This window comes from Pseudomonas sp. IT-P100, assembly GCF_949767185.1.
Classification (GTDB): Bacteria; Pseudomonadota; Gammaproteobacteria; order Pseudomonadales; family Pseudomonadaceae; genus Aquipseudomonas; species Aquipseudomonas fluorescens_B.
Window position 1 is genome coordinate 61,293 of sequence record NZ_CATKQK010000058.1, and the last position, 12,417, is coordinate 73,709.

10 protein-coding genes are annotated in these 12,417 nt (G+C 60.9%); 7 read left to right on the forward strand and 3 right to left on the reverse strand.

Annotation, left to right across the window (positions count from 1 at the left end; genetic code table 11):
• Positions 1-44 precede the first annotated feature (44 nt).
• The 7 genes from nosR (at position 45) to ACM6IQ_RS28430 (ending at position 8,654) form a co-directional block, all read left to right on the forward strand.
• Complete coding sequence (gene nosR / locus ACM6IQ_RS28400) at positions 45-2,225, forward strand: transcriptional regulator NosR (RefSeq protein WP_414880411.1); 2,181 nt, start codon at positions 45-47, stop codon at positions 2,223-2,225.
• A gap of 56 nt (positions 2,226-2,281) precedes the next feature.
• Positions 2,282-4,201, forward strand: coding sequence for a TAT-dependent nitrous-oxide reductase (nosZ, locus tag ACM6IQ_RS28405; protein ID WP_414880412.1), 1,920 nt, complete (start codon positions 2,282-2,284; stop codon positions 4,199-4,201).
• A 27-nt stretch (positions 4,202-4,228) separates the two neighbouring features.
• Positions 4,229-5,518 carry a nitrous oxide reductase family maturation protein NosD gene (locus ACM6IQ_RS28410; protein ID WP_414880413.1) on the forward strand — a complete coding sequence of 430 codons (1,290 nt, stop codon included), beginning with the start codon at positions 4,229-4,231 and terminating at the stop codon, positions 5,516-5,518.
• The gene (locus ACM6IQ_RS28415; RefSeq protein ID WP_414880414.1) at positions 5,515-6,438 is read left to right on the forward strand and encodes an ABC transporter ATP-binding protein; all 924 of its coding nucleotides are present in this window, start codon (positions 5,515-5,517) and stop codon (positions 6,436-6,438) included. The genes ACM6IQ_RS28410 and ACM6IQ_RS28415 overlap by 4 nt, the downstream gene beginning before the upstream one ends.
• A complete protein-coding gene (locus tag ACM6IQ_RS28420) occupies positions 6,435-7,265 on the forward strand; it encodes an ABC transporter permease (RefSeq protein ID WP_414880415.1) in 831 nt (276 codons plus the stop codon). Before ACM6IQ_RS28415 ends, ACM6IQ_RS28420 begins: the two co-directional genes overlap by 4 nt.
• Positions 7,266-7,298: 33 nt before the next feature.
• Positions 7,299-7,802, forward strand: a complete 504-nt coding sequence (locus ACM6IQ_RS28425) for a nitrous oxide reductase accessory protein NosL (RefSeq protein WP_414880416.1) — start codon at positions 7,299-7,301, stop codon at positions 7,800-7,802.
• Between the two features lie 108 nt (positions 7,803-7,910).
• Positions 7,911-8,654, forward strand: a complete 744-nt coding sequence (locus ACM6IQ_RS28430; protein WP_414880417.1) for an SDR family NAD(P)-dependent oxidoreductase — start codon at positions 7,911-7,913, stop codon at positions 8,652-8,654.
• A 184-nt stretch (positions 8,655-8,838) separates the two neighbouring features.
• Here ACM6IQ_RS28430 and ACM6IQ_RS28435 read toward each other — a convergent pair whose 3' ends face one another.
• From ACM6IQ_RS28435 to nirJ, 3 genes are all read right to left on the reverse strand, one after another.
• Positions 8,839-10,332 (reverse strand): cytochrome D1 domain-containing protein, encoded by a 1,494-nt coding sequence (locus tag ACM6IQ_RS28435; protein WP_414880418.1) that lies wholly within the window; start codon positions 10,330-10,332, stop codon positions 8,839-8,841.
• Complete coding sequence (cobA, locus tag ACM6IQ_RS28440) at positions 10,329-11,168, reverse strand: uroporphyrinogen-III C-methyltransferase (RefSeq protein WP_017338902.1); 840 nt, start codon at positions 11,166-11,168, stop codon at positions 10,329-10,331. Before cobA ends, ACM6IQ_RS28435 begins: the two co-directional genes overlap by 4 nt.
• 70 nt (positions 11,169-11,238) lie before the next feature.
• Positions 11,239-12,417, reverse strand: coding sequence for a heme d1 biosynthesis radical SAM protein NirJ (nirJ, locus tag ACM6IQ_RS28445; protein ID WP_414880419.1), 1,179 nt, complete (start codon positions 12,415-12,417; stop codon positions 11,239-11,241).

A 12,417-nucleotide genomic window follows, 5' to 3' on the forward strand; every position in this document is an offset into this window, starting at 1 on the left:
CGCTCCCTAACATGACCGAAAGCCCTTTTGAAATCAGCGAGCCCATGACAATCCATCCGCCTTCGATACACGGCAACCTGCGCGCCTGGGGCGTCGGGCTGGTGGTCATGCTAATGCTGATGCTCGCCACCTTTGAGGCGGTGCAAGCCAAGCAATACGGCGACATCGAGCAGCAGCGCATCGAGAAAACCTTCCCTCAGACCGATTCCGTTTCCGCCCCCGAAGGCCGGTTCAAGGTGCGCACGCTGTCCGCCGCCGGCAAGGTGCTCGGCTATGTGTTCCAGAGTCTGGACGTGGTGGACATCCCTGCCTACTCGGGCAAGCCGATCAATACCCAGGTGATCCTCGACACTGCAGGTGCGATTCAGGATGCCTATGTGCTGGAGCACCATGAGCCCATTCTGCTGATCGGCATTCCTGAGGCAAAACTTCACGGCTTCAGCGCCAGGTACAAGGGCATCAAGGTCAGCCAGCGGGTGGTCGTCGGCCATTCCAGCGACCCGAAGGCCGTCACCGTCGATGCGATTGCCGGGGCTACCGTCACGGCGATGGTGGTCAACGAGGTCATCATGCGCGCCGCCCACGACGTGGCCGTATCGCTCAAGCTGATCGAGGACACGGGCGGTGTGGCACGCATGCCTGCCACCGTGCGCCAGGACTTTTTCGAACCCGCCACCTGGGAACAACTGACCGGCAACGGCGCCATCCGCCGCTTGAACCTGACCCGTGGCCAGGTCGACGCCGCCTTCAAGGGCACCGACGCCGAAGGCGTGGAAAACGCCGCCGCCGATCAGGTGGATGAGACCTTTATCGAGCTCTACACCGCCGACCTGAATCCGCCGACCATCGGCCGTGCACTGCTGGGCGACAATCAATATCGCTTACTTATGCAGGACCTCAAGCCCGGCGAGCAGGCCATTGTGGTGCTGGGTCGTGGGCTTTTTTCCTATAAAGGCTCGGGGTATGTGCGCGGCGGGATTTTCGATCGGGTGCAATTGCGCCAGTTCGGCAACGTCATCAGTTTTCGCGACATGGACCATCAGCGGCTCTCCGACGTCTTTGCCAGCGGCATGCCGGAATTCACCGAAATGTCGATTTTCATTGTGCGCGAGCCGGCCCGGTTCGACCCGGGATCGCCCTGGTCCCTGGAATTGCTGGTGCGTCGTCAAACCGGGCCGCTCAGTAGCACCTTCAGCAGCTTCGAACTGCCTTATCAACTGCCCGAGCCGTACCTTGAGCGGCCACTGCCCAGCGTCGAAGAATTGGCCGCCCTCGAGGAAGCCGGTCGGCCGATGTGGTTGACCATCTGGTACCAGAAAACCTTTCAGATCACCGTGCTCGGCAGCGCATTACTGCTGCTGATGGCGATCCTGTTCCTGCAGGACTCCTTCACGCGTCGGCCACGTTTTCTGCACTGGCTGCGCCGAGGTTACCTGGTCTTTACCGTGGTGTTTCTCGGCTGGTATGCGCTGGGGCAACTGTCGGTGGTCAATGTGCTGACCTTCGCCCATGCGCTGTTCGATCACTTTCGCTGGGAGCTGTTTCTCACCGACCCGCTGATCTTCATGCTCTGGGTCTTCGCCGCCGCGAGCATTCTGCTGTGGGGGCGGGGCGTATTCTGCGGCTGGTTATGCCCGTTCGGTGCCTTGCAGGAGCTGATCAACGAAGCCGCGCGCAAGCTGAGAATCCCCCAATACGAATTGCCTTTCGCGGTGCATGAACGGCTGTGGGCCATCAAATACATCATTTTGCTGCTGCTGTTCGGCCTCTCCCTTGAGTCGATGTCCACCGCCGAATTGTTCGCCGAGGTGGAACCGTTCAAGACCGCTGTAACCCTCAGGTTCGACCGCCAGTGGTGGTTCGTCCTCTACGCGGTGGCACTGCTGGTCATCAACCTCTTCACCCGCAAAGTCTATTGCCGCTACATCTGCCCGTTGGGAGCCGCGCTGGCGATTCCGAGCAAATTTCGCCTGTTCGACTGGCTCAAACGTCGCAAGGACTGTGGCACACCCTGCCAGCTGTGCGCCAAGGAGTGCGAGATCCAGGCGATTCATCCCGATGGCCGAATCAATGCCAACGAGTGCCACTACTGCCTCGATTGCCAGATGACTTACCACAACGACAACAAGTGTCCGCCGCTGATCAACAAGCGCAAGAAGCGCGGCAAACCGGCACCCATCGCTGTGCAACTGATACCTGTCGTGGAAGTGAGCGCTCTGGAATGAACCCCGCGAGCACCTGTGCGCAGTGACCGTTTTTATCCCTTCAAGGAATACACCTTATGAACGACACAGAATCCAAAAAAGCCACTGAAGTGCCGGAATCGACCGGCCTCAGTCGTCGCGGTTTCCTGGGCACCAGCGCGGTGACCGGCGCGGTACTGGCCGGTGCCACGGCCATCGGTGGCGCGGTGTTTACCCGTGAGACCTGGGCGGCAGCGGCCAAGGATGCGCAACTGAAAACCCACGTAGGGCCGGGCGAACTGGACCAGTACTACGGTTTCTGGAGTGGCGGTCATCAGGGTGAAGTGCGGATCATGGGCATTCCGTCGATGCGCGAGCTGTTGCGTGTACCGGTGTTCAACGTCGACTCCGCCACTGGCTGGGGCCTGACCAACGAAAGCAAACGGATCATGGGCGACAGCGCGCATTTCCAGAATGGCGACTGCCACCACCCGCATTTGTCCATGACTGACGGCAAGTACGATGGCAAATACCTGTTCATCAATGACAAGGCCAACAGCCGTGTTGCGCGTATCCGTCTGGACATCATGAAGTGCGACAAGATGCTCACCGTGCCCAATGTGCAGGCCGTTCACGGGCTGCGCCTGCAAAAAGTGCCGCACACAAAATACGTGTTCGCCAATGCTGAATTCGTGATTCCACACCCCAATGACGGCAGCACCTTCGACCTGCAGGACAAGAATAGCTACACGATGTTCAACGCCATCGATGCCGAGAAAATGGAGATGGCCTTCCAGGTCATTGTCGATGGCAACCTGGACAACACCGACGCCGACTACACCGGCAAATACGCGGCGTCCACCTGCTACAACTCGGAGAAGGCCTACGACCTGGGCGGCATGATGCGCAACGAGCGCGACTGGGTGGTGGTGTTCAACATCCCGCGCATCGAAGCGGCGATCAAGGCTGGCAAGTTCATCACCCTGGACGGCTCGAAAGTGCCGGTGGTCGACGGTCGTAAAAACGAAGGCAAGGACAGCACGTTCACCCGCTACATCCCGGTGCCGAAGAACCCCCACGGCATCAATATGACGCCCGATGGCAAGTACTTCATTGCCGCGGGCAAACTTTCGCCCACCTGCACGATCATCGCCACCGCGAAGCTGGATGATCTGTTCGACGACAAATTGAAGGACCCGCGCGATGCGGTGGTCGGCGAACCGGAACTGGGGCTGGGCCCGCTTCACACCACCTACGACGGCCGCGGCAATGCCTATACCACGCTGTTTATCGACAGCCAGGTGGTGAAGTGGAACGTCGAGGAGGCCATTCGCGCGTACACCGGCGAGAAGGTCAACTACATCAAGCAAAAACTCGACGTGCAATACCAGCCAGGCCACAACCATGCGTCGCTGACCGAAACCAGTGAGGCCGACGGCCAATGGCTGATGGTGCTCAGCAAATTTTCCAAGGATCGCTTCCTGCCGACCGGCCCGCTGCACCCGGAAAACGATCAACTGATCGATATCTCCGGCGAGGAAATGAAACTGGTGCATGACGGCCCGGCCTTCGCCGAACCCCACGACTGCGTCATGGCCCGCCGCGACCAGATCAAGACCAAGAAGATCTGGGACCGCAACGACCCGTTTTTCGCCGAGACGGTGGCGATCGCCGCCAAAGACGGGATCAAGCTGGAGACCGACAACAAGGTCATCCGCGACGGCAACAAAGTCCGCGTCTACATGACCTCGATGGCCCCGGCCTACGGTTTGCCGGAGTTCACCGTCAAACAAGGCAACGAGGTCACGGTGACCATCACCAACATTGACCAGATTGAAGACGTGACCCACGGCTTCGTGATGACCAACCATGGCGTGAGCATGGAAATCAGCCCGCAGCAGACCTCGTCGATCACCTTCATCGCCGACAAGGCCGGCCTGCACTGGTACTACTGCAGCTGGTTCTGCCATGCACTGCACATGGAAATGGTCGGCCGCATGAAGGTCGAGAAGGCCTGACCGTTGCCCATCGACAGGAGCGAAGCAATGACTGATAGCAAGGGAAACCCGGTGACGGTCATGGCATTTGCGCTCCTGCTGATGTCCGGCAGCGCGCTGGCGGTGCAACCCATCACCTCGTTGCCGCTGCGGGTGGACGCCAATCAACGCTGGCACCTGCCGGCGGGGGAATACCGGGGCTCGTTCAGTGTCGATCAACCGATGCAGATTCTCTGCGAGCCCGGCGCGGTATTTCAGGGGGAGGGGCAGGGCAACGGTGTGATCATCAGCGCGCCGGATGTCGCCATCGAAGGCTGCACCTTTCTAAACTGGGGACACGACCTCACCGCCATGAATGCGGCGCTGTTCATCCAGCCCAAAGCCCATGGTGCGGTGATCAAAGGCAATCGGCTGCAGGGCAAGGGCTTCGGTATCTGGGTCGACGGCACTCAGGATGTGAGCCTGATCGACAACCGTATTCAGGGTGATCCGGCGATGCGTTCGCAAGATCGCGGCAACGGCATTCATCTGTATGCGGTGCGTGGCGCCAAGGTCATTGGCAACCAGGTGCGCGACACCCGCGATGGCATCTACATCGACACCTCCAACGGCAACCTGCTGCAGGGCAATACCCTGGAAGACCTGCGCTATGGCGTGCATTACATGTTCGCCAACGATAACCAACTGATCGGCAACACCACCCGCCGCACCCGCACTGGCTACGCCTTGATGCAAAGCCGCAAGCTCACGGTGATCGGCAATCGCTCCGAACAGGATCAGAACTACGGGATCCTGATGAACTACATCACTTACTCAACCTTGCGTGACAACTTCGTCACTGACGTGCGCGACGGCTCGACCGGCGACAGCATGATCAGCGGCGCCGAGGGCAAGGCGCTGTTCATCTATAACTCGCTGTTCAACAGCATCGAACACAACCACTTCGAGCGCAGCGCCGTGGGCATCCATCTCACCGCCGGCTCGGAAGACAACCGCATCGCCGACAACGCGTTTGTCGGCAACCAGCGACAGGTCAAGTACGTCGCCACCCGCTTGCAGGAATGGTCGGTGGATGGCCGTGGTAACTACTGGAGCGATTACCTGGGCTGGGACCGCAACAACGACGGCCTCGGCGATATCGCCTACGAACCCAATGACAACGTCGACCGCCTGCTCTGGCTGTACCCGCAGGTGCGGCTGCTGATGAACAGCCCTGGGATCGAGTTGCTGCGCTGGGTGCAACGGGCCTTTCCGGTGACGAAATCGCCGGGGGTGCTGGACAGCCATCCGCTGATGAAATCATCCACTCAACCCCTGACCCAGGAGCCCAACTCATGAACGTCATCGACATCGAAGGCGTCAGCCAGCGCTATGGGCATGCCACCGTGTTGCATCAGCTCAACCTCAGCCTGGCGGAAGGTGAAGTGCTGGGTTTGTTCGGGCATAACGGCGCGGGCAAGACCACCAGCATGAAACTGGTGCTGGGCCTGCTCCAGCCCAGCGAAGGGCAGGTCCGGGTGTTCGGTCGCTTGCCCTGCGATCCCCACGTGCGACGCCTGCTCGGTTATCTGCCGGAGAACGTGACGTTTTACCCGCAGCTGAGCGGTGTTGAAACCTTGCGCCATTTCGCGCGACTCAAAGGCGCCGCGTCCGCCCAAGTGGACGCACTGCTGGAGGAAGTCGGCCTGGCCGGTGCGGCGCATCGACGGGTCAAAACCTACTCGAAAGGCATGCGCCAACGCCTGGGACTGGCACAAGCGCTGCTCGGCGAACCGCGTTTGTTGTTGCTCGACGAACCGACGGTCGGCCTCGATCCTATTGCGACCCAGGACCTGTATCGGTTGCTTGATCGCCTGCGCAGCCAAGGCACCAGCATCATTCTGTGTTCCCACGTCTTGCCCGGTGTCGAGGCGCACATCAACCGCGCCGCGATTCTGACCCAGGGACGTCTGCTGGCGCTGGGCAGTCTACGCAGTTTGCGCGAGGAAGCCGGGTTGCCGACGCTGATTCGCGCCAACGGCCTCAAGCACGCCGGGCCCTTGCAGCAACGCTGGAACAACGCCGGGCACCTCACCGAGCGGTGGGGCGTCGAAGGTCTTGAAGTGGCCGCGCTCAATGGCAGCAAGCTCGGGCTGTTGCGCCAGCTGCTCAATGAAGACGAACCGGCCGACGTGGAAATCCATCAACCGTCGCTGGAAGATATTTACCGCTACTACATGAGCCGGGCCAGTGCGACGCCAATCGGGGAGACCGTATGAACGCTGTCTGGAACATGGCCCGCAAGGAATTCAGTGACGGTTTGCGCAATCGCTGGTTGTTGGCAATCAGTGTGTTGTTCGCGGTGCTGGCCATCGGCATCGCCTGGCTGGGCGCGGCGGCCTCCGGGCAATTGGGTTTTACCTCGGTGCCAGCCACCATTGCCAGCCTCGCCAGTCTGGCAACGTTTTTGATGCCGTTGATTGCGTTGCTGTTGGCTTATGACGCCATCGTCGGCGAGGACGAGAGCGGCACGTTGCTGCTGTTGCTGACGTACCCCATGGGTCGCGGGCAGATTCTGCTCGGCAAGTTTGTCGGCCACGGATTGATCCTGGCGCTGGCGACGCTGATCGGTTTCGGCTGCGCCATGCTGGCCATCGCGGTGCTGGTGGACGATATCCAGCTGAGCCTGCTGCTCTGGGCGTTTGGCCGGTTCATGGCGTCGTCGACGTTATTGGGCTGGGGGTTTCTGGGGTTGGCCTATGTGCTGAGCAGTGCGTCGGCCGAGAAATCCACGGCGGCCGGGCTGGCGCTGGGCGTGTGGTTCTTCTTCGTGCTGGTGTTCGATCTGGCTTTGCTGGCGCTGTTGGTGCTCAGCGAAGGGCAGTTCAACCCGAAAGTGCTGCCCTGGTTGCTTCTGCTCAACCCCGCTGACATCTATCGCCTGATCAACCTCTCCGGCTTTGAGCCCGGCGCCAGTACCGCGGGTGTGCTGACGCTGGGCAGCGATTTGCCGATGCCGGGCTCGATGCTCTGGCTATGCCTGTCGCTGTGGGTGGCGGTGCCATTGGGCTCGGCCTGGCTGTTGTTTCGTCGCCGGGCGACATGAATTTCCACTTTGATGGTTTTGGAGTAGTTGACGATGAGTACGTTTTATCTGACGACGATGCGTGCGGTGGCGGGACTGATGATGTGCCTCCTGCTGACGGCCTGTGACAACCCAGTGCAAGCCACTTACAGCGACGCCGCCGCAGCCTTTCATCCCAGTGATGAATGCCATGTCTGCGGGATGATTATCGACGGATTCCCCGGGCCCAAGGGCGAAGTGGTCGAGCGGGCCGGGGTCAGGAAGTTCTGTTCCACGGCGGAAATGATCGGCTGGTGGTTGCAGCCGGAAAACCATCGTGGCGATGCAAAACTGTATGTCCATGACATGGGCCGCAGCCCGTGGAACGCGCCGAATGACGCCCACCTGATCGATGCCAAAGACGCCTTCTACGTGGTCGGCACCCAACTCAAAGGCGCCATGGGCGTGGTGCTGGCGTCGTTCTCAAGTCGCGAGGCCGCTGAAAAACTTGCCGCTGAACAGGGCGGTCGCTTGCTGCGCTTCAGCGAGATCACTCCGGCACTGCTGCAGCAACGCTAACGTCGTTTAAAAAGCCTGATCGCCGTCAAGTCGTTTTTTCGTCTCCTGCTCAAAGATAGGGCTCGCTACGTCCCCAGTGCTGGCATCCGTGATGCCCAGGAGAAAATGATGAAAACCGAGTTTCAAGATCGTTTGGCGGTGGTCACGGGTGCCAGCTCCGGGATCGGCCTGGCGCTGTGCGCCGCCCTGTTACCCCGTGGCGTCAAGGTGCTGGCGATGTCACGGAGCCTCGGTGAATTGCCGGCCTTGCAGCAGATCTACGGCGAGCGGTTGCAATGGTTTGCCGGGGACGTCACAAGTCAGCAAGACCTGAGCGAACTGGCCGAGCGCGCTGCGGCGATGGGCCCCGTGGACTATTTGGTGCCTAACGCGGGTGTCGCCGAGATGGCCGACAGCCTGGATATGCAGGCCTTCCAGCGTCAGTGGGCGGTCAACGGCGCTGGGGCTTTGAACACCCTGGCGGCGTTACGCGGTGAATTGGCGAGCCCGGCTTCGGTAGTGTTTGTCGGGAGCTTCCTGACCGGCTCGAGCTTTCCAGGGTTGGCCGCTTGCATTGCCAGCAAGGCTGCGCTCGCGGCTCAGGCACGCACGCTGGCGGTGGAGTTCGCGAATTTTGATGTGCGCATCAATCTGGTCTCGCCGGGACCGACGGCTACCTCGATGTGGGATCACTTGGGGTTGAGCGATGGGGAGCTTGACGATGTTGCCGACACGCTTGGTAAACGTCTGTTGCCGGGGCATTTTCTTGATGCGGCGGCGGTGGCCAATGTGATTGTTTTTCAACTGTCGCAGGGCGCTCGGGGTGTTTACGGTCAGGACTGGACAGTCGATAACGGATACACCTTGGGTTAAAGGGCGAAGACAAACCTGTGGCGAGGGAGCTTGCTCCCGCTCGGCTGCGTAGCAGTCGTAAAACCAGCGCCTGCGTTTAATCTGAATGTACCCAGTGACGGTTTGTAGGGGCGCTGCGCGCCCCAGCGGGAGCAAGCTCCCTCGCCACAAGTGCGATGTATATTTCGGTATTGGGGCACAAGGCCTAATGCGAAGTCCCCTCGGCAAACTCAATCTTGTTCCCCACGTTGTACTTGCCCGAAGGCTTGTTCATCGGAATGCGTTTGATCTCCTGCAAGGTGTTGCTGTCGTAGACGATCAGCGCGCCATCGATGGCCCAGATGCTCAGCAGCAAGTAGCGGCCGTCGCGAGTGAACTCAACATGAGCGGCGGTTTTGCCGGGTATCGGGCGCAGTGTGTGGGCGATTTCCAGGGTCTGTTTGTCGATCAGGTGGATCGCATCGTTGTCGGGCCCGAAGAACACGTCAGTCCAGGCGTACCGCGAGTTGACATGACTGCGCATGAAGAAGCCCGGCCCCAGGGTCGGGATTTCCTTGATCAGTTTCCAGGTCTTGAAGTCGATGACCGAGATCAGCCCCTTGCTGATATTCGGTGTGGCGAACACCCATTCACCGTTGCGTTTCCAATAGGTCCCCGACCCCAAATGCGGCATGCCTGGCAGCGGTATGTCGGTGACCACCTTGCCGCTGTCGAGGTCGATGACCTGGCCGCCCTGGGCCTTGCGCGACGTGGCCAGCAGCTGTTTGTAGTCCGGCGAAAAGGAAAAGTCATCGAGAAAATCCCCGGCAGGAATCCGCCGGGGTTCGAAATCCTGTGTGCCCGCCCAGGACAGCTCCCAGACTTCCTTCACGTCCTTGAGTGCAACGATGAAACTGTCGCGCGGCGGGGCGGAGTAAACCGCGCTGACCCGTGACGCGGTACCGTTCTGACCGATGGTCGGGATGGTTTTGACCAGCGACAGATCGCGGGCATCGAGCACCACCAGGTTGCCGGGCAAATAGTTGCCCACCAGCACCCAGCGTCCATCCTTGCTCACCGCCAGGTTGCGGGTGTTAAGGCCGGCGCGGACCTCGGCGATCAGCTTCAGGTTGTGCAAGTCATACAGACTGATCCAGCCGTCACGGGAGGCGAAGTAGACGAAGCGCCCGTCGGGCGAGAACTTCGGTCCGCCGTGCACGGCGAAGTGCGAAGCGAACCGCGCGAGCACCTCAAAGCGGTCACCGTCGAGGATGTCGATGTGATGGTCGCCAGCCTCTACCACCACAAACAGGTTCAGCGGGTCGGCGCCGTGCTGGGGCGTGGAGGGCAGTTTGCTCAGGTCCGCGAGCATCGAGTAACTGCCGAGAATGTCGTCATTGCTCCAGGTGGGCGGGGTGGCAGGCGGTTGCTGAAGGTAATCCACCAGCGCGTCGACCTGCGCGGGGCTGAACACGTTGGCATAGCCGGTCATCTGGCTCGCGGGGCGACCGTTTTGAATCACGCTGCGGATTTCATCAGGTTTGATCCGGCTGAGACTCTCCGGCAACAACGCCGGCCCTGCGCCGCCGAGACGGTTGATACCGTGACAGCTCTGGCAATGCTGCTGATAGAGTTGCGCCGCGTGTTCAAGTACCGGCACTGCTGCGCCGGCCTGGGCCGCACTGACCCCTAACAGGTGGGCAAGGACGATGCGCCTCATATCGCCACCTTGGCGCGACGTAGCAGGGCTTGGGTCGGGTAGAGTCGCGCCGGGTATTCCAGCTGTTCTGCATCAAACATATCGACCACTGAGCCGATTACCGTCAGTGTCGGAATGCCCGGTGGACAATCCAGCGCGAGGGTCGGCAATTGGTGCAGCTTGCCGCGGGCGACGTGCTGGTCGGGTCGCGTGCCGTTGCTGATCAGCGCCGCCGGTGTGTCGGCCGACAGCCCGGCTTCGATCAAGCGTTGAGCGATGATCCCCAGGTTCGACAAGCCCATGTAAAACACCAGCGTCTGGCTACTGTCGGCGAGGCTGCTCCAGGGCAGCGACAACTCGCCATCGCGTTGCAAATGGCCGGTGATGAACCGGCAGGAATTGACCAGGTCGCGGTGGGTCAACGGTATGCCTGCATAGGCGCTGCAGCCGGAAGCAGCGGTGATTCCCGGCACCACCTGGCAATCAATGCCGCGTTGTAGCAGGTACTCCAGCTCCTCGGCACCGCGTCCGAAAATGAACGGGTCGCCGCCCTTGAGCCGGACCACGCGTTGCCCTTGATCGGCGAGGTCGGCCAGCAGTTCGTTGATCTGTTCCTGGGGCAGGCTGTGGCAACCGCTGGCCTTGCCGACGTAATGACGGGCGCAGGCGAGGGGAATCAGGGTCAGCAGTTCGGGGCTGATCAGCCGGTCGTACACCACGGCGTCGGCCTGCATCAACAGGCTCCAGGCGCGCAGGGTCAGCAGGCGTGGGTCGCCGGGTCCGGCGCCGACCAGGGCAACTTCGCCCGGCCGGAACGGCGACTCAAGTGTGGCCGGTATCGCAATCGATGGAGGCATGGGACGTCCTTGGTGCTTCATCAGGTTGGCCGGCCCCAGCCTTTGTCAGGTGGTTGGCCGGACGGGCTATTCAGTGGGTGATGCAAGGGATGTTCGTTGACGGTGTAACACCGATTTCGTCATCGCTGAGGTGGCAGCCGGGGTCCTGGCCCCACAGATCTCCCTCGGCCCAGGCACGCGTGCGGGTGTTGCCGTTGCAGATGGGCAACCAGCGGCATTGCGCGCAACGACCACCGACGGCGCGGGGATGCTCACGCAGGCGCAACAGCAGGGCATCCGGCTGATCCAGCCACAACGTGCGGAACGGCGTGCGCCGGACATTGCCCACCGAGTGCTGCCACCAGTAGGTGTCCGGGTGCACTTCGCCGGTGTTGTCGATATTGGCGATGCCGCTGCCGGAGGCGTTGCCACCCCAGGCGCGGAGCATGTTTTCCAGGCGTGGGTAATGCTCGGGAATACGAAGGGCTGCCCATTGCAGCAGCAGAATGGCATCGGCATCGTTGTTACCGCTGACAAAATCGCTGTCGCGCCTCTGTTGGATGTCTTCCCAGGCTCGCTCAAAGATCAACGTCATGGCCTCGCGGCTCATCTGCTGGTGCGCGTCGAGTTTGCGACTGCGTTTACCGCGACCGCTGTAGTTGAGGTGCGACAGATAAAACTTCTGCACGTCGTACTCGCGCATCAGCGCCAGTAATTGGGGTAACTGCGGATGGTTTTCCTGGGTCAGGGTAGTGCGCAGCCCGACGCGAATGCCTTGTTCGCGACAGAGCCGGATCGCCTGCATGGAGCGGGCGAAGCTGCCCTTGAGTTGGCGGAAGGCGTCATGGGTGGCTTCCAGGCCATCGATACTGATGCCGATGTAATCGAAATTCGCTGCCCCGATCTGCGTAATGTTCTGCTCATCGATCAGCGTGCCGTTGGTGGACAAGGCCACAAAGAAACCCTTGGTGCGGGCATAGGCGCTGAGCACAAACAGATCCTCGCGCAACAGCGGTTCGCCACCGGAAAGAATCAACACCTTCACCCCGGCATCGTGCAAATCGTCGATCACGGTCAGCGCGGCGGCAGTATCCAGTTCGTCGCGAAAGACACTGTCGGCCGAGGTCGCGTAGCAATGTTTGCAGGTCAGGTTGCAGCGCCTGAGCAGGTTCCAGATCACCACCGGCGCCCGGTTACTGCCCGGTGGACTGGTTCTGGGTGCAGGCGCCTGGCCTGCCAGCGCACGCAAGTATTGGCTGATCCTCAACAT

Coding starts and splice junctions, on each gene's coding strand:
- ACM6IQ_RS28420 (WP_414880415.1), top strand. CDS start 6,435: ATGAACGCTGTCTGGAACATGGCCCGCAAGGAATTCAGTGACGGTTTG.
- nosR (WP_414880411.1), top strand. CDS start 45: ATGACAATCCATCCGCCTTCGATACACGGCAACCTGCGCGCCTGGGGC.
- ACM6IQ_RS28430 (WP_414880417.1), top strand. CDS start 7,911: ATGAAAACCGAGTTTCAAGATCGTTTGGCGGTGGTCACGGGTGCCAGC.
- cobA (WP_017338902.1), bottom strand. CDS start 11,168: ATGCCTCCATCGATTGCGATACCGGCCACACTTGAGTCGCCGTTCCGG.
- ACM6IQ_RS28425 (WP_414880416.1), top strand. CDS start 7,299: ATGAGTACGTTTTATCTGACGACGATGCGTGCGGTGGCGGGACTGATG.
- ACM6IQ_RS28410 (WP_414880413.1), top strand. CDS start 4,229: ATGACTGATAGCAAGGGAAACCCGGTGACGGTCATGGCATTTGCGCTC.
- ACM6IQ_RS28415 (WP_414880414.1), top strand. CDS start 5,515: ATGAACGTCATCGACATCGAAGGCGTCAGCCAGCGCTATGGGCATGCC.
- nosZ (WP_414880412.1), top strand. CDS start 2,282: ATGAACGACACAGAATCCAAAAAAGCCACTGAAGTGCCGGAATCGACC.
- nirJ (WP_414880419.1), bottom strand. CDS start 12,417: ATGTTGAGGATCAGCCAATACTTGCGTGCGCTGGCAGGCCAGGCGCCT.
- ACM6IQ_RS28435 (WP_414880418.1), bottom strand. CDS start 10,332: ATGAGGCGCATCGTCCTTGCCCACCTGTTAGGGGTCAGTGCGGCCCAG.